This is a genomic window from Acidobacteriota bacterium, from assembly GCA_016716435.1.
Taxonomy (GTDB): Bacteria; Acidobacteriota; Blastocatellia; order Pyrinomonadales; family Pyrinomonadaceae; genus OLB17.
Map to the genome: position 1 here is coordinate 911,486 of JADJWI010000008.1, position 20,263 is coordinate 931,748.

16 protein-coding genes and 1 tRNA gene are annotated in these 20,263 nt (G+C 54.4%); 10 read left to right on the forward strand and 7 right to left on the reverse strand.

All coding sequences use genetic code 11. The features are described 5' to 3' along the window. Positions 1 to 40: 40 nt before the first annotated feature. Positions 41 to 1,966, reverse strand: coding sequence for a biosynthetic arginine decarboxylase (gene speA / locus IPM21_16175; protein MBK9165410.1), 1,926 nt, complete (start codon positions 1,964 to 1,966; stop codon positions 41 to 43). Positions 1,967 to 2,314: 348 nt separating this feature from the next. On the opposite strand from speA, the gene IPM21_16180 reads away from it, so the two are divergent. The 10 genes from IPM21_16180 to IPM21_16225 all read left to right on the forward strand — a co-directional run bounded on the left by IPM21_16180 (position 2,315) and on the right by IPM21_16225 (position 13,339). Continuing rightward, positions 2,315 to 2,734: a prepilin-type N-terminal cleavage/methylation domain-containing protein gene (locus tag IPM21_16180; protein MBK9165411.1), complete on the forward strand. Its 420-nt coding sequence runs from the start codon at positions 2,315 to 2,317 to the stop codon at positions 2,732 to 2,734. A gap of 62 nt (positions 2,735 to 2,796) precedes the next feature. Next, positions 2,797 to 4,425 carry a hypothetical protein gene (locus IPM21_16185; GenBank protein ID MBK9165412.1) on the forward strand — a complete coding sequence of 543 codons (1,629 nt, stop codon included), beginning with the start codon at positions 2,797 to 2,799 and terminating at the stop codon, positions 4,423 to 4,425. A 275-nt stretch (positions 4,426 to 4,700) separates the two neighbouring features. Next, complete coding sequence (gene lon, locus IPM21_16190) at positions 4,701 to 7,139, forward strand: endopeptidase La (protein MBK9165413.1); 2,439 nt, start codon at positions 4,701 to 4,703, stop codon at positions 7,137 to 7,139. After that, positions 7,136 to 7,717: a YihA family ribosome biogenesis GTP-binding protein gene (locus tag IPM21_16195; GenBank protein MBK9165414.1), complete on the forward strand. Its 582-nt coding sequence runs from the start codon at positions 7,136 to 7,138 to the stop codon at positions 7,715 to 7,717. Before lon ends, IPM21_16195 begins: the two co-directional genes overlap by 4 nt. Positions 7,718 to 7,943: 226 nt before the next feature. After that, positions 7,944 to 9,359, forward strand: coding sequence for a transcription termination factor Rho (rho, locus tag IPM21_16200; GenBank protein MBK9165415.1), 1,416 nt, complete (start codon positions 7,944 to 7,946; stop codon positions 9,357 to 9,359). An 89-nt stretch (positions 9,360 to 9,448) separates the two neighbouring features. Beyond that, positions 9,449 to 10,744, forward strand: coding sequence for a glycogen synthase (locus IPM21_16205; protein MBK9165416.1), 1,296 nt, complete (start codon positions 9,449 to 9,451; stop codon positions 10,742 to 10,744). 129 nt (positions 10,745 to 10,873) lie between these two features. Beyond that, on the forward strand, positions 10,874 to 11,437 hold the full coding sequence (locus IPM21_16210; GenBank protein ID MBK9165417.1) for a GNAT family N-acetyltransferase: 564 nt from the start codon (positions 10,874 to 10,876) through the stop codon (positions 11,435 to 11,437). 1 nt (position 11,438) lies between these two features. Next, complete coding sequence (locus IPM21_16215) at positions 11,439 to 12,749, forward strand: adenylosuccinate synthase (protein ID MBK9165418.1); 1,311 nt, start codon at positions 11,439 to 11,441, stop codon at positions 12,747 to 12,749. Positions 12,750 to 12,816: 67 nt separating this feature from the next. After that, a complete protein-coding gene (locus tag IPM21_16220) occupies positions 12,817 to 13,137 on the forward strand; it encodes a hypothetical protein (protein ID MBK9165419.1) in 321 nt (106 codons plus the stop codon). A 126-nt stretch (positions 13,138 to 13,263) separates the two neighbouring features. Beyond that, positions 13,264 to 13,339 (forward strand) — tRNA-Lys (locus IPM21_16225). 192 nt (positions 13,340 to 13,531) lie between these two features. Here the strand turns inward: IPM21_16225 and IPM21_16230 are convergent. The 6 genes from IPM21_16230 to IPM21_16255 all read right to left on the reverse strand — a co-directional run bounded on the left by IPM21_16230 (position 13,532) and on the right by IPM21_16255 (position 20,217). Further along, positions 13,532 to 15,025, reverse strand: coding sequence for a hypothetical protein (locus tag IPM21_16230; protein ID MBK9165420.1), 1,494 nt, complete (start codon positions 15,023 to 15,025; stop codon positions 13,532 to 13,534). Between the two features lie 304 nt (positions 15,026 to 15,329). Next, entirely contained in the window at positions 15,330 to 16,133 is an 804-nt protein-coding gene (locus tag IPM21_16235; GenBank protein MBK9165421.1) for a class I SAM-dependent methyltransferase, read from the reverse strand. Positions 16,134 to 16,167: 34 nt separating this feature from the next. Further along, positions 16,168 to 17,148: a polysaccharide deacetylase family protein gene (locus IPM21_16240; protein MBK9165422.1), complete on the reverse strand. Its 981-nt coding sequence runs from the start codon at positions 17,146 to 17,148 to the stop codon at positions 16,168 to 16,170. Positions 17,149 to 17,187: 39 nt separating this feature from the next. Continuing rightward, positions 17,188 to 18,480 (reverse strand): NAD(P)/FAD-dependent oxidoreductase, encoded by a 1,293-nt coding sequence (locus IPM21_16245; GenBank protein MBK9165423.1) that lies wholly within the window; start codon positions 18,478 to 18,480, stop codon positions 17,188 to 17,190. Next, positions 18,480 to 19,109, reverse strand: a complete 630-nt coding sequence (locus IPM21_16250; protein ID MBK9165424.1) for an N-acetyltransferase — start codon at positions 19,107 to 19,109, stop codon at positions 18,480 to 18,482. The genes IPM21_16245 and IPM21_16250 overlap by 1 nt, the downstream gene beginning before the upstream one ends. Positions 19,110 to 19,200: 91 nt before the next feature. Next, on the reverse strand, positions 19,201 to 20,217 hold the full coding sequence (locus IPM21_16255) for a Gfo/Idh/MocA family oxidoreductase (protein MBK9165425.1): 1,017 nt from the start codon (positions 20,215 to 20,217) through the stop codon (positions 19,201 to 19,203). Between the last annotated feature and the right edge of the window lie 46 nt (positions 20,218 to 20,263).

A 20,263-nucleotide genomic window follows, 5' to 3' on the forward strand; every position in this document is an offset into this window, starting at 1 on the left:
CCAACACTGAAGATTGCGTAAAGCTAAATTTGCATTGAGATCAGACGGAGCCGTTGTGTGAGAGATACGTATAGCTCTCGCCCTGATTCTCGTAATATTCGATCAGATCGGTGCCTTCCTTCGTTGAAAGCAGACCGCTTTTTATTCGCTGCATGACCGAACGGCGAAATTGGTCATGAAGCTGAACGGCGTCAAAGCGGGCCGTTGCCACGGCCTCGCCGAGCGTTGCTCCATAGATCACTTTCTTGATGATGTGGCCGTCCTCGCCAATAAAAATGTGAGCCTCATGCGGCACGCCGAACAGGTTGTGATTGTTGCCCATCACTTCCTGATACGCACCAACGAGCATCATCGCAATATAATACGGCTCGCCGGTAATGAGCGTGTGAAGCTCGAGGACGTTCTTTACATCGTGCAGGTCAACAAATTTATCAACAATTCCGTCCGAATCACACGTAATATCACATAGCGTAGCATATTCCGTCGGCTTTTTGTTGAGTCTATGTATTGGCACGATCGGGAAAAGCTGTTCGAGTGCCCAATTGTCCGGCATTGACCGAAAAACCGAGAAATTTGCGAGATATTTGACGCACAAGAGCCGCCGAAGGTCGTCAAATTCCTCAGAAACGTATTTCTTTTGCTGGGCAAACTGGTCTGCCCGCTCGCAAACGTCCCAGAAGAGCACTTCACCCTTGCCCTTGTCCTCAAGATCGATCAGGCCGAGGTTAAACATCGTGAAAAGCTCTTCGCGATGCTCGAGGGCGTCGTGGTAATACTCGCGGTGATTCTTTGCGTTTATCGTCTCCCGAAGGTCGTAAAGCTCTTTAACTACCTGCGGGTCATCCTCGTCGATCGTGAGCGGCGTGATGTCTTCAACTACCGTTTCTATCTCATCCTGCACATTCGTAACGAGGATCGCGTGATATGCGGACAGGTAACGGCCGGATTCCTGAATGATCGTCGGGTGCGGCACGTTCTCGTCGTCGCAAACCGTCTTGATCACGTAGATAACGTCATTGGCGAACTCCTGAGCGTTATAATTGGCCGAGCTTTCAAACGAGGTCCTTGAGCCGTCGTAATCGACCGCCATACCGCCGCCGACGTCGAGATATTCGATATCGATCCCCATCTGCCGGATCTTTGCGTAGGTCCGGGCGGCCTCTTTCATTGCATTCTTGATCCGCTTGATGTCGGTAAGCTGCGACCCGATGTGAAAGTGGAGCAGCTTGAGCATCGAGAGCTTTCCGGCCTCGTTAAGCTGACGGATGACATCGAGTATTTCTGTCGTTGTAAGGCCGAATTTTGCTGCCTCGCCCCCGGATTTCTCCCATTTTCCGGAGCCTTTTGAATAGAGCTTGACGCGAACGCCGAGCATCGGCATATTCGTTTCCGGATTCTCTGCCTCAAGATCGGCTGCGATGGCGAGAGCATGCGTCAACTCGCTCATCTTCTCGATAACGATGACGACATTCTTACCGGCACGGGCTCCGGCAAAGGCGAGCTCGACAAAGTCGCGGTCCTTGAAGCCGTTGAGGACGAGGAGCGAGTCTTTCGATTGGTCCAGGGCGAGAGCGGCATAAAGCTCGGCTTTCGAACCGGCTTCGAGGCCAAAGCTGTAGCGTGAGCCCTCGCGGAGATATTCTTCAATAACGGCCCGGTTCTGGTTGACCTTCATCGGGTAAACGCAGAGGTGGCCGCCCTCGTAGTCGAATTCCTTTATCGCCTTTTTGAACGAGTTGTGAAGCTTGCGGATCTGGCCGGCAAGAAGCTGAGGAAAGCGTAACAAGACCGGCGTTGAGACACCGCGGCGTCGAAGATCGTCGATGATCTCTTTAACGTCAGCGGTCAATTTTTCGTCCTCCGGTGCCCGTACGACGAGATTGCCCTTGCGGTTTACGCCGAAGTAACCCGCTCCCCAATTCTCTATGCCGTATGTTTCGGACGTCTGGTCAGTAACTGAACTCAATTATTTCCCTCGAAAGTCGCTTTAAGCGTCAAAGTTTACGAAACTACAAAACTACAGAGTGTAATAAAAATCGGAGAAAAATGAAAGCCCCTTTTTTTGCAAGGTTTGCCACGAGATCGCAACCCGGGTGATCGAAGCCAAGTTTGGCTGGCACAGACTTTGCACTGATCCTTTGCGGTAAATGGGCCGGTGGCCAGCATGAACCTGCTAAAATTAAGGTTTTTCGACGAATTGCAGGCCTTTTGAAAACCCAAACCGGTCAAAATGGCAAAAAGTGGTGTCAAAAAGTGTCACCAGCCGAAGCGAAAGCTAGATAAAGCTTGATACACAAAGGAACGGACTGAGATTATGAATACGAATGGACAAGGCGGATTCTCGCTAATCGAACTATTGATCGTCGTTGTTATCGTCGGAATTGTAGCCGCTCTCGCAGTCCCGTCATTCCAGCGAGGAATTCGTGCTGCGGAGAACGGGACCGCTTTCGCAACTCTTCGTACGATATCGTCTTCACAGGTCGGCTATTTCTCGCAGAACAACCGCTTTGGCCGGCTTTCGGAACTCAATAATGCCTCGAACCAGGTTTTTGGTGTTACCGCGGGCGACCGTGTGATCAGAGGACGATACGTCTTTGAAATGACGCCTGCGAATCCTACCGATGCTGAGCTTCGCGACTCGTTCACCATTTCGGCGACTCGTTCAGTATCGGATGACACCGTTTACAAATACGAATTGACCCACACCGGCGAGATCATCCAGATCTTGCCATAAACCCTTTTCTTAATGCGGCTCCCACGCCGCTCCCCACCTCCTCCACGGGGACCAAAACCAACATGAATGTTTTTGAAGATCTCGTCGAAGAATTAAAGGAAGAGAATCTCCTCGAGTCCACCTTTATCGAAGGCTCGGGGACTTCTCACGTTTCTGCGAACGGCAATGAGCTGCCGCTGACGCCACCCTTTGGCAACCGATTCGGCGAGGCGGATGTTGCTGAAGAACCGCTCGATTCTATTGACCTCGAGGAGATCGATGTCGAGATGACCGATGGCTCAGACATCGATGACGAAATCGATGTACCGGAAGAACCGCCGGTCACCGACGTCCCGCAGATCACAAAGGCCAAAAGCCAGACCGATTTCCTTCGGCGCAGGGCCAACGAAGAGGTCAGCAGTCTCCAGATGGTCGAACACGTTCTGGCCGGAGTCGAGCGCGAGCACCTGAAGATGGTTCCGACGCCCTACGACGACCTGAACGCCAAGAAAGCACTTCATCGATTTCTACAGTCGCTCGAAGTCCCGCGAAGCGAAGAGACCGCGGACGCTGAATACGAACTCTTGCAAGAGACCCAGACATGGGCCTCGGAACTTGCCGAGCGCGATAGCCGAGTCTCGGTTGCCAACCTACGCAGATTCTGTGAAAACTCAAGACCCGCACTCAGTTCACAAGCTCTTATCGCGCTCGCACGATTTTACCGCAACGGTGCTCTGACCGACGTCAATCTGGAAAAATTCGATTTCGTAATGACTCGGCTTTTCTCGCGTGATGCCGGCGGTGAAAAGCGAAGATTTCTTTTTGAGCGGCCGGAGGTCGTTCCGCATATCAAGACGCTCTACGGAAACTGGTCAAGCGTTTGTCTCTATTCGGTAGAGGAAAACGGAGCGGAGATCAAGGACCTCATTTCATCGCTCGCGGCACTGCGGACGACCGCAGATGCTGCAGACACGATAGACCAGCTTCTTGCGAGCGGCGTATTCGAATCGGTGCGTTCGCTTAAACAGCAAGCCGGTGAATATTTCATGGTGCCCGAGGTGCTGGCAGCCGCGATAGATACCAATATTCACCTTGGTAACCGCTTTGTCGAATTGGCCGAGGAAAGCCGGAAGGTAAACTCGCTCGATGAGATGGAGGAACGTTTTGGTGACCAATACGACCACCTGATCTCGACGGCGACCGGAAAGACCTATTTACTTTGCGATCTGGTATCCGGCGATGCTACGCACGGCCGCGAACGGATCAATGTTAATTTCACCCCCGCCGCGAGCGTTGAAAGAACCGAGACAACCTCAACTTCCTCGGCCGTCAGTTCGAGCTTCTTGGCTCTACGCATCAATAAATGGCTGTTGCTCGCCGCTACGATCCTGATCGGAGTGAGCATTGGGCTCTATCTCTGGGCCGACCAAATGGTCGAATCAAACAAAGCAAGTATTGTCGCGGACGAGATCGACCTTGCCGGAACGGAACTCGCCCCGCATCTCGGCAAAGCGAAGCTCACAAAAGATACGTTCTATGGCATGACGGAACCGACGTGGGACTCACTTACAGAAAGCGAACAGAAGCAGATAACCGTTAGAGCCTATCAATTTGCCCAACAGAAAAATCTTTCGAAGGTCAGCATACTCAATTACAGAGGCCGAACGGTCGCTTTTGCAACAGCAAACACCGTCGAAGTGGTCAAGCCCTAAGGCGTCGATATTTACAAGAGTTCAAAACGGCCGAGCTTGAAAATAAGCCCGGCCGTTTTGAGTTGTTTGAAGAGCAGTGGCCGCGATCAACGCGAAAGAAATCTGAATTCCCGCCCTCATTCCTCGTTTACACGGATGAATCTTTTACAGAAGGGGCGGAACATGCTCTATTGATTGGCGGCTTCACAGCCGATTGCAAACCTGCTCGGTTTTTGAGTAAATGGAGTTATCCGACCGTTCAGGAATCCTAATCCGACAATTTAGCAATAAGATATATGCAGGAATTTTCCGACCAGATGCCTTCCGATATTAAGCGATATCCAATGGTCCCGATCCGGGATGTTGTGATTTTTCCCTCAACTAAGGTTGCGTTCAAGATCGGCCGCCCGAGCAGCGTCCGTGCGCTTGAGCAGGCAATGGCCGGCGAACGGGACATTTTTCTTGCAACACAACACGATGCAACGATCGACGAACCCTCGGCAGACCAGATCTACCGTGTCGGTACGCTCGGACGCATCCTGCAGGCACAGCGGCAGGAGAACGGACAGATCAAGGTCGTGGTCGAAGGCCGCGAGCGTGGACAATCTGTAAAGATCGAACAGGACGAGGACGGGATGTTCTTCGCCTACGTCCGGCGGGTACAGTCGACCGACGAATCGGGCTTCCGGACTGACGGGCTACTGCAGAAGATCCACACACTAGTTGAGCAGTTCCTGAGAGTTTCGCCGGATGCATATACGGACGCGCTCCACGCCAGCTTGCGAGGAGTTTCGGCCTCGCACATCGCGGATTCGATGTCGTCGCATTTGCGCATCAGCGTTGAGGAAAAGCAGGGTTTACTTGAGACCTTTTCAGTTTCGGGGCGGTTGACGCAACTGGTCGAGATCCTTGAACAAGAGATTGAAAAGCGGCAGCTTGACCGTGCGATCCACGCCCGGACCAAGAAGCAGATGGATAAGCATCAGCGTGAGTATTACCTCAACGAGCAGATCAAGGCCATCCACAAGGAACTCGGGCGAAAGGACGAAAAAGCCGAGCTCGAAGAGCTGAAAAAGAAGGTCGAAGAATCGGGCATGACCGATGAGGCCCGCGATAAGGCGATGCAAGAGGTCGCCCGGCTTGAGGCAATGCCGCCTATGTCCGCCGAAAGCACTGTCTCGCGAACCTACATAGAATGGTTGCTGAACGTGCCGTGGAAGGACCGTTCGGAAGAGATCGACAACCTTATTGAGGCCGAACGGACGCTGAACGAAGACCACTACGGGCTAGAAAAGATCAAGGAACGCATTCTCGAATTTCTCGCCGTTCGGCAGTTGGTCAAAAATCCGAAAGGAACCATTTTGTGCTTCGTCGGTGCTCCGGGTGTCGGTAAGACGTCGCTAGGGAAGTCGATTGCCAACGCGACGGGCAGAAAGTTCATGCGGCTCGCTCTCGGCGGTGTGCATGATGAGGCGGAGATCCGCGGCCACCGCCGAACCTATATCGGTGCTCTGCCGGGCCAGATAATTCAGTTGATGAAACGTGCGGGCACGGTCAATCCGGTGATCCTGCTTGATGAGGTCGATAAGCTCGGCCGCGATTTCCGCGGCGACCCAAGTGCGGCCCTGCTCGAAGTGCTCGATCCCGAGCAGAACGATACATTCCGCGATCATTATCTGGACGTCGATTACGACCTCTCGAACGTTTTCTTTATCGCGACGGCGAACGTGCTCCATACCATTCCGCCGGCGCTTCAGGATCGTCTTGAGACGCTTAATCTCTCCGGCTATACCGAACGCGAAAAGGTCGAGATCGCCAAGCGTCACCTGATACCGAAGCAGTGTCTTAACAACGGTATGGACCCAGAGAAGGTGACCTTTACCGACGACGGAATTCTTGAGACGATTCGCCACTATACCCGCGAGGCCGGCGTTCGAAGCCTAGAGAGGGAACTGAGCTCGTGCCTCCGCAAGATCGCTCGCAAGTTCGTGGTTTCTGAGTCGAAAGATGATTTCCGCGTGGTGATCGATGCTGAGAAGGTTCGCGAGCTGCTCGGCACCATCCGTTTCCGCAAACAGGACGTTGCCCGGACGAGCGAGATCGGGCTTGTTAACGGGCTCGCCTGGACCGAGGTCGGCGGCGATGTTCTGCAGGTCGAAGCGACCTTGGTTCCCGGAAAGGGCGACGTTACGCTTACCGGTAAGCTCGGCGAGGTGATGCAGGAATCGGCTCGGGCGGCACTTACGTGTGTGCGGTCGCGGGCGGATGAGATCGGGATCGATAACAAGGAATTTCGCGAGAAAGATCTGCACATTCACGTACCGGAAGGAGCGATCCCGAAGGACGGGCCAAGCGCGGGCATTACGATCGCGACAGCAATGGTTTCGGCATTAACGCGGCAGAAGGCCCGCCATGATGTAGCGATGACGGGTGAGATAACGCTCCGCGGCAAAGTGCTGCCGATCGGCGGAGTGAAGGAAAAGCTGTTGGCAGCACACCGGTTCGGCCTGCGAACGCTTATACTTTCGCGTGAAAATGAAAAAGACCTCGCCGACATTCCGGATGAGGTTCGTGACGAGCTAACGATAAAGCTCGTTGATACGATCGATGAGGTGCTCGCCGTCGCCATCGAGCGAGGTGAAGTAAACGAATCGGCCGTTCCGCATGTCGTTGCGGTCGTCGAGCCCGGGTCGCTCGATCAGCCTTCGTTGGGCGAAAGCACACTGACGCCATGAGAATCGCCTCGGCCGACTTCGTCAAGAGCGCCTTTGATGCCACGCATCTGACGACCGACGGCCTGCCGGAAATTGCTTTTCTCGGCAGGTCGAACGTCGGCAAATCCTCATTACTCAATTCGCTTCTGTTGCGTAAAGGCCTTGCCCGTACGTCCCGAACCCCGGGACGGACGCAAAGCATCAACTATTTCCTAATTAACTCGGCGTTCTACTTTGTTGACCTTCCGGGCTACGGCTATGCGAAGGTGCCGAAGGCGATGCGGCAGGAATGGGGTAAGCTCGCCGGTGATTATCTTTCAACCCGGAAAGAACTTGCTCTCTGCGTGCAGCTCGTCGATTCGCGTCATAAGCCCTCAGAACTCGATATCGAGCTTTTTGATTGGCTGGTCGAGAACGGCCGCGAGCATATCGTCGTCGCCACAAAATCCGACAAACTTTCGGCGAACAAATTGAATCAGAGCCTCAAGCTGATCAAGGAAACGCTCGGTGATGCCGAGATCCTCGCCTACTCTTCGGAGACGGGGAAAGGCCGGGAGAAGCTCTGGGCGAGAATTTCCGCAGCGGTTGGAAAATTGTGAAAAAAATATTTGCTTTCTATCGCTGAATGGTGTAAATAATAGTTTATTCCTTGATCCTAAAGGTTACCGCGGATTTGTTCTCCGCTTTTTCTTACATAACTGCGTTCATTTCCATACGAAACCTCCGTGTAAATAAAGTTGCCGCCTTGCGGCGCATCCACCCGGAAACCTCAAACCGGAACTCGTTGGGTTAGCGAACATTGATACCATACTCTGCTAAAAAATAATGGCAACCAAAACTACCACCACCCGCAAGGGTAAATCGGCCGCAAAGGACGAGACTCTCTCAGATCCGGAATCGGTTGAAGTAATTGAATCGGAAAATCCGGAAGGGGAAACGGAAGCTCCCGCAAAGGAAAGACCGGCGTCAAACAACAGCACAAACGGCGAAGTGCTCAACCTCGCCAATCTCAAGGATTTGTCGATCAGCGAACTAACGCATATCGCTAAAGAGATGGGCATTGAGGGCGCGACCGGGCTGCGCAAGCAAGAATTGATCTTTAAGCTGCTCGCCGCACAAACGGAAAAGAGTGGCCTGATCTTTTCGGCGGGCGTTCTCGAAACGCTGCCGGATGGCTTCGGCTTCCTTCGCGCACCTGAATACAACTATCTACCGGGCCCCGACGATATTTACGTCAGCCCCTCGCAGATCCGCAAATTCGACCTCCGCACCGGTGATACGGTTTCCGGGCAGATCCGCCCGCCGAAGGAAGGTGAGCGTTACTTTGCCCTGATCAAGGTCGAGGCTATCAATTTCGAAGCTCCCGAGACCTCGCGGGAGAAGATCTTTTTCGACAACCTGACGCCGCTTTATCCTGACGAAATGCTCAAGATGGAGACGACGGCTGACAACATTTCAGCTCGCGTCCTTGATCTTGTAACGCCGATCGGAAAAGGACAGCGTGCGTTGATCGTGGCACCGCCGCGGACCGGTAAGACGATGCTTCTTCAGACCGTGGCCAACTCCATTACGGAGAACCACCCGGAAGTGACCCTTATCGTTCTGCTCATCGACGAACGTCCGGAAGAGGTCACCGACATGCAGCGTTCGGTCAGGGGCGAGGTCATCTCCTCAACCTTTGACGAGCCGCCGACCAGGCACGTACAGGTGGCCGACATGGTCATCGAAAAAGCGAAGCGGCTCGTAGAGCACAAGCGCGATGTTGTTATTCTGCTCGATTCGATAACTCGCCTTGCCCGTGCCCATAACTCGGTCGTTCCGCCTTCGGGCAAGATCCTCTCGGGCGGTATCGATTCGAACGCACTTCAGCGTCCGAAGCGCTTCTTTGGAGCGGCACGTAATATCGAAGAAGGCGGCTCGCTGACAATCATCGCGACGGCCCTAATTGATACGGGTTCGCGAATGGACGACGTTATCTTCGAGGAATTCAAGGGTACAGGTAACTCCGAGATTCACCTCGACAGGCGGCTTTCGGACAAGCGGCTCTTCCCGGCGATCGACCTCCAGCGGTCCGGAACGCGAAAAGAAGAGCTTTTGCTCAGCAAGGAAGACCTAAACCGGATCTGGGTCATGCGGCGTGTGCTCAACCCGCTTTCGCCGGTCGAACAGATGGAGGTGGTGCTCGAACGCCTTGGCAAGACCAAGAAGAACGCCGAGTTCCTCGCCTCGATGCAGACTTAGTAGACGTCAGTTGTCAGTTGTCGGTTGTCAGCAGTCGGTTTCGGAGTTTTTCTGACAACTGGCGGCTGGCAACCGACAACTGTTTTTTTATGCGTGTAGCTGTCATTTCCGCGGAAGCGGTGCCTTATTCCAAGACCGGCGGGCTCGGCGATGTGGCCGGTGCCTTGCCGAAGGCATTGAAGGCGGTCGGCGTCGATTCGGTGCTGATAACGCCTTGTTATTGGCAAACAAAAGGAGAGCACCTCTGGAAAACGGCGATCGACGACCTTTTCGTCGATTGGCGTGGCGGCACCTACCACGCAAAGGCATTCTACAGCGAGGCGAACGGCTCACCGACCTTTCTCATCGATGCCCCGTCGCTATTCCACCGCGACTCGATCTACGGCTATCGCGAAGACCACGAGCGATTTGCGTTCTTTAACCATGCGGCTCTGACGCTCTTAAAACGCATCGGCCCGCCGCCGGACATCATTCATCTTAATGACTGGCACTGCGGCTTCGGTGCTGTGGAGCTTGCATCCTTGCGTCGGCGTGACGAATATTGGCGGCGAACGCGGACGGTTTTCTCGATCCACAACATGGCATATCAGGGCGGCTTCGGAAGCGAGGACCTCTGGAAGTTCGGTTTTGGGAGCGAGTTCGCCCGAAATGCATTCGCCTCTAACGGCCACGCATCGGCGATGAAAGCCGGGCTTGAAACCTCCGATATGCTCTCGACCGTCTCGCGGCGATATGCACATGAGATACAGACGCCTGAGTTCGGATATGGGCTAGACTGGCTGACGCGGCAGCGGGCCGGCCGCCTTGTCGGGATAACCAACGGCGTCGATTTCGACGTCTGGAATCCGGCGACCGACCCTGAGCTTCCCGCCAACTACGATATTAACGACATGAGCGGAAAGGCCGAGTGCAAGCGGCAGCTTCTCGACCGTTTCGGTTTGCCGCAAGACCTTGAGCGTCCGGTAATTGCTATCGTAACGCGTCTTACAGGACAGAAGGGCATCGAGCTGATCCAACAGGCGGCGGGCGACATTCTCGCGACCGGGGCATTCTTCATCGCACTCGGCTCGGGTGAGAAGCAGTATGAGAATTTCCTCCAGCGGCTTCGCGACGTTGCCCCTAGGCAGGTCGGCGTTTATGTCGGTTACAGCGAACCGCTCGCCCATCAGATCGAGGCTGGTGCGGATATTTTCTTGATGCCGTCGCGATTCGAGCCCTGCGGGCTGAATCAGATGTATTCGCTCCGTTACGGGACGATCCCGGTCGTTCGGGCGGTCGGCGGGCTTGATGATACGGTCGAGAACTTCGACGCCGTAACGGGCCGTGGCAACGGGTTCAAGTTTCACGCCTTTCCGTGCCGACAGGTTCGTCGAGCGGATCTATGAAGCACTTTTCGCATATGCCGATCCGGTGATGCGGGGCCGCATTCGCCGCAACGGAATGGCGATAGATAATTCGTGGGAAAACGCCGCCCGCAAATACGTTGACCTTTACCGCATGACGCTTTCCATCTAATGTTTGCTTTCAAGATCGATAACGATGTTGAACTAACTCTCCCGCAGATGCACCATGCGGAGGAACTGGCGGCGGTCGTTCGAGATAACCTCGATCGGCTCCAACCCTGGATGCCGTGGGCTGTCGACGACTACTCGCTCGAACACGCTAAGCAGTTCGTCTTTCGGACGCTCGACGAATTCTCCCAGGTCGGCCGTTTCGATGCTCTGATCCTTTACCGTGGGCGGTTCGTTGGAACCATCGGTTTTCATCATCTGGACACGACCAACAAGATGGCGTCGGTCGGTTATTGGATCACCCGCGAGCTTGAGGGAAAGGGCGTCGTCACGAAATGCTCGCGTGTCGTTATCAACTATCTTTTTGATACAATGGGACTTAACCGGGTGCAGATCAACTGCAATGTCGAGAACCTTCGGAGCCGTGTGATACCTGAAAGGCTAGGGTTCACGCTGGAAGGAACTCTGCGCGAGGTCGAATATTTGGACGGCAGATTTGGCGATTGGGCGGTATATTCGATGTTAAAACGCGAATGGGAAGCGAACGGCCGAGCATCCGGAAATTGATATGATAATCGTAATTATTGGCGCCCAATGGGGCGATGAGGGCAAGGGAAAGGTCGTTGACCTGCTGGCGGAACGCTTTGATATCGTTTCGCGTTATCAGGGCGGGCACAATGCCGGCCACAGCGTTTACGTCGGCGACCGGGCTTTTGTGCTTCGGCTTCTTCCTTCGGGGATAATCCATCCGGACAAGACGTGTGTGCTCGGGAATGGAATGGTCATCGACCCGAAGGCTTTCTTCGAAGAGGTCGACCAGATCGCCGAAAAGGGCGTCGAGGTCTCGCCCGAACGGCTGAAGGTCTCAAGCCGGGCGCACCTGATAATGCCCTATCACCGGGCACTTGACCATACCTCGGAAGAACGGCTTGGCAACGAAAAGATCGGCACGACGCTCCGCGGCATCGGGCCTGCGTATGAGGACAAAGCGGGCCGGCGAGGTATTCGCGTTGCCGATGCGATGTCGCCGGAGATCTTGAAGCTCAGGATCGAGCGGAACCTTGAGGAAGCAAACCGGATAATCGTTCTTTTCGGCAATCAGCCGCTGAGGGCCGATGAAATACTGGCTGAGATATCGCCTTTGGTCGAGCGGTTGCGGCCGTTCGTTTGCGAGACCTCACATTTTCTAGCCGAGGCTCGCAAGGCCAAGAAGAAGATACTGCTCGAGGGAGCGCAGGCGACGCTGCTCGACGTTGACCACGGGACGTATCCATACGTAACGTCGTCGAACCCGACGGCTGGCGGTGCCTCGGTCGGAGCGGGCATTCCGCCGCACCACATCACGGGAGTCTTGGGAATTGTTCGGACTTACGCAACACGCGTAGGTGAAGGGCCGTTCCCAACGGAGATGCTCGACACCGAGGAGCCGATCGCTCACATCATCCGCGAACGCGGGAACGAATATGGTTCGGTCACCAAGCGGCCGCGGCGATGCGGATGGTTTGACGCGGTCGCGACGCGATATGCCGCCGAGCTCAACGGCTTTGATTCAATCGCACTTACAAAGCTCGATGTGCTCGACGAACTCGATGAGATCAAGGTCTGTGTCGGTTACACGATCAATGGCGAACGCGTTGATACCTTTCCCGCCGTCTCGCATGACCTGCGGCAGATCGAGCCGATCTATGAAACGCTCCCGGGCTGGAAGAGCGATACGCTCGGAACTACCGAGTTTGACGAGCTGCCTGAGAATGCCCAAAACTACGTTCGCTTTCTTTCAGACCGGGTCGGTGTTGAGATCGGACTGATCTCGACCGGGCCGGAACGCGACCAGACGATCATTTTGAAGGAATCAGTAATGGAGGGCTGGTTCGCATAGGTTATTTTTCCGGAGTTCGGGGCCGTTTTCTGGTACCATTATCCGGATCGAAAGCTTAGGAGGGTCAATGAAAAACCTAAAGAACTTAATGCTCGTTCTCGGCCTTGCCATCGGACTCGGGCTTGCTTGCGGAGGCGGCGATCCTGTGCCGCAGGCCTATCAAGGAGACTGGATCGGAACTGACGGTTCAACGATCTACATGTATGGCGACGGCAAGGCTGGCTTCAAGGTCGGCGGAAAATCGGTGGATGGCGGCGGAGCAGAGATCGACAACGCCGCGAAGACACTCACCATTTCGCTCTTTGGTATCAGTCAAACCTGGAAGATCGACGAGGAACCGGCCGACGGCGAAATGAAGCTGAGCGGTGTCGTTTACCGGCGGAATTAGAGTCGGCACTTTCCAACCGATGACGCGGCCTGGACGAAACAACCGGAGCCTTCGCGCTCTTTTAGGTGAACTTGCCTTAGATCACTCGAATAGGTAGAATTTTCAATTCGGCCCGAGCGGCCGTATGGTCCGATAGCTCAGTCGGTAGAGCAAATGGCTTTTAACCATTGGGTCCCAGGTTCGAGTCCTGGTCGGATCACCAGATTCACAAAGGCACGTCTTCACGGCGTGCCTTTTTTGCCGCAATCCCTCCATTACCGACGTTCGAGGGTCATCGGCAAGCCTGAATACATCAAATGGCAATCGGGTTTCTCAAATCCAAATCTGCCGATAGAGAGCCCGGAATCGTCAATTGTACCCAAGAGCAAAATGCGGGCACCGCGGAGTTCGATGATCACCTAGTTGTTGCTCGATACCACAATACGTTCTCAGAATTAAGAACCAGATCGTACTCGCGAACAATAAGTTCATAGGTAGTCGGGGTGTTCTTCCGAATAAGTTCCAAACAAAAGGGATACAAAACCAGGTTTTCCGGTCGGGATTTTGTTATCTCCTCCTCGAGTTTACGCCATTGGCCTTCGACAAAGAATTCCGGCATCCAGCCGTTCGATGAGATCGGCGGGATCTTGTCGTTAAGATAGTAGTAATGCGGTTCGGCACATGCCCAAATGTCGCTTCCGCCTGATTGAAGGCCTGCTGCGCGAGACTGGTCGATGACTTTCCGGTATACTTCCCAGCTATCTCCTATTGGGCCAACCAGTCCATTTTCATAACCAAAGTCGCGCGGCATAAGGCTCGATTTCACAGCCCGCACCGTGAAGACATTAAAAATGGATATAGTGATGACCGTTGCTACAGTAAATATAGCAGCCGCGGTTCGCCTGTGGGCCCAATGACGGCTATCAATTAAGAGAATCATTTCGTCCATACCGCGAAGAGCAAGAAAGCCGAGCGGTACGACGAAAAGCATGAAGTGATATGCCCACCATGATGTTGCCTGCATTATCAAAACAAACAGCCCGACGACCAGCCAGACGCAAAAGCACCATGTGTAAATGGATCGGACGTCGCGGGTCGCTTTGGTTTTGCCGCCCCTTGTTTCATTGCCCTGGGTCCTGAAACGCCTGATCGTCGTCAGGAGCCCGAACACGGACGTTAGTAGAATTAGCGGGGCGAAGGTAAGTGCGAACCATACGACGCTATTTGCCAGGGTCGACAAACGCTCAGCCCCGGCATGGGCCGCAACCGCCTGTTGGGGATACTGGAACGTACTGTAGATGATCTCATCAAGTATTCCGTCGTACCAATATTTCACAAGAAAGAGAGCGATAATGGCCGCGGCAACACTCCAAATCGAAAGCAGGCTCAACGCCGCCCCGGAGAGTGTCAATCTGCTCGACTTCCAAACCGTAGTGGTTATAGCCGCAAGCGTCAGCAGGCCAAGAAGCGGAAGAAATGCGAACTTAAGCATCAACGCGGAGGCGATTGCCAGCCCGCTCACGAAGATTCCGATCATCCACGTTAATGAGCCGACCGAATCACAAGTTCTGGGAATAAATGCAAATGACAAAAACAAGGGAAATCCGACAAGCGTTTCAACTTGAGTCATCTGTAGGCTGCCAGCGGTTGCGTAGTAATACCCAACCGTTGTGAGCGGCATCAGGTATCGTAGCCAGTCATTCTCGAATTGTTCGTCTGTGATCCAAATCAGTGCCGCCGAAAATACTATCCAATACAAAAGCTCAAAAAAATGAATGCCTATTTCCGAAAATCCGAAGATCCGGCCCGCAAATTCATAAAAATAGAAAATGCCCGGCTGCTTGACGTCCCATAGATCCACGTAAAGCTGCGACCCTCCCGCAAGCCCCTTGGCATAGACCAAAAACATTGCTTGATCGCCGTTGAACGATTCAGATAGTCGAATAAGACCGAAAACAAACGCGATTGCTAAAGCAGCAAACGAAGCAATGATCTTAAGGTGGCGTTGAGTCATGGTATCCCCTAGGGTTCGTAACTGTACCTTTCTTCCGTCGACAGAGACAACTGTTGATACCGCGCATTCCGAGGTCAATGTCTGCGGTTGAGCGATCAGCCGGCTTATGGCTTCACTTCCGGGTAACTTCAATAGGTCGCAGGGGTTGCGGTGACGAGCTCTCCTTACCGGTCCCGATCCGAAAGATCTACGCCGCTCATCAACGCTTCCGATAGATCGCGTAGAACAGGTCGTCCGATATATAGGGCAGTCGTATTCGGTCCGGTATGAGTCCGAGCCCTGGCATTCTTCCAAGGCGGTATCTGAGTAACGACTTAATGTGATCGCCCGCGATCCATTTCAATGTTCTGCCTCCGCTAAGCTTCTCAAAGCCTAGCGGGCTGAGACATCTGTCAAGGCCCTCTGAGCTGAACCATTGCAGAACGCTCGGCGGCGAGTATTCGTGCCAGTGTTTGCCGAGCGTTCGGGCAACTATCGAACCGCGATCCCAGGTTTCGATCAGCAGCAGTCCGCGGTCCGTCAGCAGGTCGCGCGCTTTTTCGAATGCCCGCATCGGCTCGCGAAAATGGGCAACTACCTGTATCATCGCGATGGCCGAAAACCGGTCGGACTCACCAAATGCCTCAAGCGTTCCGTGGCGAATGTCGAGCCCTAGTTGGACGCGGCCGTAGGAACCGATCATTTCGTTAGGCTCGATGCCGGTTCCGTTCCACCCCGCGTCATGAAAACCCTTCAGCGTAAAGCCAGCCGCACAACCTACGTCCAGGATCCTCCCGGGTTCCGTATGGCGGGCTAGCTTTCGTGCGTAAAAGACTCCTCGTTTTCGAAGTAGCCGCTCTTCCGAAAGATAGTCCGCATAGCCTGCTCCGCCTTCCGTGAAATAGTGGTCGCCGTAAACCCGCTCGATGTGGTCCTCTTCGTCCCCGGTTTCGGCGAACCTGTGCCCGCACTCCTTGCAGTCAAGGATGTTGATACCCGAGACCTCAAAAACAAAGGCCTGCATCCGTGATCTGCAAAGGGGGCAGGGCATAGGCATTTCACTGTACTGCGGCCGGATCCGTACTGGTCAATGGCCGGCTACGCTTGCCCGCGATCTCCGCGTGTTCCCCTAGCTTTACCGTTTCGAAATCGCGTGTTAGTCTGCCGACAAATTCGTTAAGCAACTCGATCTTCTTCTTATGGTCCATATTCATTGCCGGAAAGAACTCGAGCTCCCGAGCGTCTCCGCCGTCCAGAAAGTCGAGCGGATGCAGAAGCATCGAAGGCTCTACGCCGGCAAGCTTGCAGAACCGAAGGGCCGCATTGAAGTAAAGCCACGCTGACGTTTCTGAAAAACATGCAAGGTAAAGTAGATATGAGAAATGGATCGGTGTCTTTACGCCCGGAAAGGTGGTCACCGGTATCTCCATCAGTTTTCGGCCGTTCACGTTCAATTCGTGCGCTTTCAGGGTCACGAAGCCGTCACCAAACGTTCCGAAGAGCTTCTTCCTCTTCTCTCGCTCTTCCTGAGACATTTTTGGCGACCGCAGAAAGTAATACGCTCTCGCCAAAGGGCCTATATATGTCGGAAACTTTGAACAGTCGTATTTGTAGCCTCTTTCGGCTAGGACCTCCTCTACCGTTGCCGAAAGGCTGAAACCCGGCCCGCGAAAGCCGATCGGCTGCCGCCCCGTCGCGGATTCGATCGCTGCTTCGGCCTTATCAAACTCCTCGGTCAATTGCTCCTTCGAGTAAAGGTGCAGCCACGGCTCGTGATTGAATGAATGGTTCCCGATCTCATGTCCCGCCGCCGGTATTTGCGCTAGAGCCTCGCGGTTCTTCTCAAGTGCGGCGTCCTGCCCGACGATAAAGTAGGTAATTGCAAGGTCTTGCTCCTTAAAAAATGCGAGCGATCGCGGTACCACGGTCTCCAGATATGTTGGAAACGTTTCCCAACCGCTGTCGCCATGTGTCTTCATATACGACCACTTATTATCTAGGTCGAGCGAAAGGCTTGCGATCGGTTTGGCGGAGTTCATAATGCAGCGATTTCGGGCCGGCTTTTCCGGCCTTGCGGTTCAAAGATGGTCGCAAAAGAACGCCTCGGCAAGCTGAACCGTTTCGTTTACGTTAAGCGTTCCGTTGGCGATGTGCGACGAGTTCAGAACATACACCCCTTTGATCGAGGTTCTCACCGGGGCGACCAGTTCCGAGTATCCGACCACTGGGATAGGGAATACCTCCTTGACCCGCGATATCCTCATCTCGGCCACGTCGCTCCGCGAAAGCTCCGGATACATCGCTTCAAGTCCGGCCAGGAACCGTTCCTTTATTGTCTCGTCCGTTTCCGTGAACATTTCGTCATTCGGAGAAAGATACTTCGGAAGGTAGACCAGCGAATTCCCATCGAACTCGCTCTTTTCTACCAGGGCCGTCATTTCGATGATTCCCGTAAATGGCGTTTCGTCCGTTATGTTCGTCACATAAAATTCTGACAAAGGCCGCTTCAGAATTAGTGAAGCACAAATGATCCCCTGATACGGTATCGCCTCGTATCGCGCCTTTTCCTCCTGAGTGAGTTCGGGCAGCATTCCTGCGGCCGCTCGCGGTGTACAGGTCAGCAAGGCCGCATCAAAGTCATCCGAATGGCCTTCCGCCTCCACCTTGACCTTCCCGCCCTCAGAATGAATACTCTTTGCCCGGGTGTTGAGCTTTATCTCTACGCCGAGTTCGGCGAGCCGCTCTCCAAACCGGCCGAGCACGCGGGCATACCCGCCGCGTACGTAGCCGAACATTTCTCTCTTGAGCCCCGATCGCCGTGCCGCATACATCCGTTGGATCGTCGCCCAGATGAAAGCGGCAGACGTTTCCTTGTAGCTGTCACCGAGCTTGGCTCTAAGGAGCGGCCGCCACATTCGCTGAAACGTCTTCCTGCCCGACAGCCGGGTCAGCCATTCTTCGACCGAGATCTTTTCAAGCTTACGCCAATTCTTTACCTTCGAGGCATAAAAGATCGTGCCGCCTAGCCGCAATTTGCTTATCAGGTCGAGCGGCGGAAATCGCAGGAACTCCATTGTGTTGGACATCGAGTAGAGCTTTCCGCCGGAGTAAAAGCCCGTCCGCGTCTCCACCCACCGAAATTCGTCCCCGAGGCCGATCTCTTCGACTATCGCCCGGGTATAGCTGTCCGAAAGCAGCGTAACGTGGTAATGCTTGTCCCACCTGATGCCGCCGATGTCCCAGGCCGCCGCCAGCCCGCCGATCTCGGGCCCCAATTCAAACACCGTGACCTTGTCTCCGCGTTTTGCACATCGCAGCGCGACGGTCAAACCAAGAAACCCGGCACCAACTATCGCTATACGTCTGCTCATCAATGGCCCGGATCGCTATCAAGGCTATTCTCGATCGGCGAGACAAGGCGTTCCTTGATCGTGTAGCGAAGCCCACACTCACACGCGTATTCCGCCGCCTCCGGCTCGCCAAAGCGATAAAAAAGTAGCCCGCATTTGCATACTGCACCTATTGATTTGGCCGGGCTTCCGATCGCGAGGTGATGGTCCGGAATGCTCTTTGTGACCAGCGAACCCATACCGATCATCGCCCACCGCCCGATCTCAAGGTCATTGCCGATCACACATCCTGCACCTATCGTCGCCCCGGCCCGAACCACGGTCGGCAGCGTATGCTCGTCAGGTTCGCTCGGGCGAAGTGACTTTAGATCCGGAAAGGTCGCCCGCGGGAATCGGTCGTTCGTAAATGTGGTCGAGGCCGATATCATGACCCCGTCCTCGATCGTCACCGCCGCACAGATATAGACCATCGCATTGATCTTTACCCGGTTCCCGATCTTTACATCGTAGGCGATGTAGGACTTTTCGCCGACGATGCATTCCTCCCCGATCGTCGCCCCGTGCCTTATATGGACGTTGTCCCATATGCTGCTGCCTTCGCCGATCGTGACGCCTTCTTCGATTATCGCTGTAGGGTGAATACGTGTCATAGCTCGTGCGATCTTTTTTCCGACGTCGGTAACATTATTTACCCCGGCCGGTCTTGGCCGCCGCAACCGGACGTCGGGTCAACTTCTTCGTTTACGCTGCCGACGCGGTACTTTCGGCCGTCGGGCCCGACCCGACCGACTCCCAGTGGTTTGCATTCAGCGACCGGTATGCCGCCTCGATCACCTCGACCGAGGCAAGTGCTCCCGCTGGATTGATCAATAGATCTTCTTTTCCGACCGATGCTCCCGAAAAATTCCGGATCTTCGACTTAAAGGCCTGTACCTTGTCATAGCCGCTCCCGAAAACGGTCCAGTCCGGCGAGGAGTTGAGCTTATACTTCGATTCTCGCCAGCCGATATGCAGCGTCCCCTGCGTACCGTAAATGCTGATAAAATACGGAAGCTCTTTGTTGATTCCCCATGTTAGGTCAACCGAGGCGACGACGCCGTTCGCCGTCCGTGCCAGCAGCCGGACATTCTCATCCACCTTCAGGCCCTGCGTCGCTCCGGTCTCGATCGCCAGCACATCCGATATCGGGCCTAGAAAATATCGGATGATATCGACCGAGTGGGTACCATTGTCCATCAGTACACCTCCGCCCGAGATCGAAGGCGTCGAGTTCCAGCGGCCGGACATATCGACCTTTGCAGTGAACGCGTTCTCGAACTGGATCACCTCTCCAAGAGCTCCCGAGGCAAGCATTGCTTTCGCTTTGATCACATCGTCCACGTACCGGAACTTTGAGGCCATCGTGAACGTGACCCCTGTCGTTTCGGCCGTCTCGATCATCCTTCGGGCTTCTGCCGGCGAAATGCAAAGCGGCTTCTCGCAAAGAACGTGGATGCCCTTCTGCATCAGCGCGACCGCGATGTCGGCATGCGTGTTCGGCGGGGTTGCGATGATCACCGCATCCGGTTTCGCTTCTTCCACCATAGCCACATGGTCGGTGAAAACCTTTGCTTGAAAGGGCTCGGCAAAGGCCTCGGCAGCATCCCGGCGAATATCCGTTACGGCCGCAAGCGTGCCGCATTCATTCGTCTTAAAAGCTTGGGAGTACGTCTGTGCGATCCCCCCTGTCCCGATTATTCCGTATTTCAATCTGTTCATAACACAAGATCTTAGCTGCAAAGTTGATTTGGGCCGCCCACGAGCG

What these genes read in the sequence shown, in the direction of transcription:
- IPM21_16180 (MBK9165411.1), top strand. Translation starts at nt 2,315, where the DNA reads ATGAATACGAATGGACAAGGCGGATTCTCGCTAATCGAACTATTGATC.
- IPM21_16185 (MBK9165412.1), top strand. Translation starts at nt 2,797, where the DNA reads ATGAATGTTTTTGAAGATCTCGTCGAAGAATTAAAGGAAGAGAATCTC.
- lon (MBK9165413.1), top strand. Translation starts at nt 4,701, where the DNA reads ATGCAGGAATTTTCCGACCAGATGCCTTCCGATATTAAGCGATATCCA.
- IPM21_16195 (MBK9165414.1), top strand. Translation starts at nt 7,136, where the DNA reads ATGAGAATCGCCTCGGCCGACTTCGTCAAGAGCGCCTTTGATGCCACG.
- rho (MBK9165415.1), top strand. Translation starts at nt 7,944, where the DNA reads ATGGCAACCAAAACTACCACCACCCGCAAGGGTAAATCGGCCGCAAAG.
- IPM21_16205 (MBK9165416.1), top strand. Translation starts at nt 9,449, where the DNA reads ATGCGTGTAGCTGTCATTTCCGCGGAAGCGGTGCCTTATTCCAAGACC.
- IPM21_16210 (MBK9165417.1), top strand. Translation starts at nt 10,874, where the DNA reads ATGTTTGCTTTCAAGATCGATAACGATGTTGAACTAACTCTCCCGCAG.
- IPM21_16215 (MBK9165418.1), top strand. Translation starts at nt 11,439, where the DNA reads ATGATAATCGTAATTATTGGCGCCCAATGGGGCGATGAGGGCAAGGGA.
- IPM21_16220 (MBK9165419.1), top strand. Translation starts at nt 12,817, where the DNA reads ATGAAAAACCTAAAGAACTTAATGCTCGTTCTCGGCCTTGCCATCGGA.
- IPM21_16230 (MBK9165420.1), bottom strand. Translation starts at nt 15,025, where the DNA reads ATGTTTTTGGTCTATGCCAAGGGGCTTGCGGGAGGGTCGCAGCTTTAC.
- IPM21_16235 (MBK9165421.1), bottom strand. Translation starts at nt 16,133, where the DNA reads ATGCAGGCCTTTGTTTTTGAGGTCTCGGGTATCAACATCCTTGACTGC.
- IPM21_16240 (MBK9165422.1), bottom strand. Translation starts at nt 17,148, where the DNA reads ATGAACTCCGCCAAACCGATCGCAAGCCTTTCGCTCGACCTAGATAAT.
- IPM21_16245 (MBK9165423.1), bottom strand. Translation starts at nt 18,480, where the DNA reads ATGAGCAGACGTATAGCGATAGTTGGTGCCGGGTTTCTTGGTTTGACC.
- IPM21_16250 (MBK9165424.1), bottom strand. Translation starts at nt 19,109, where the DNA reads ATGACACGTATTCACCCTACAGCGATAATCGAAGAAGGCGTCACGATC.
- IPM21_16255 (MBK9165425.1), bottom strand. Translation starts at nt 20,217, where the DNA reads ATGAACAGATTGAAATACGGAATAATCGGGACAGGGGGGATCGCACAG.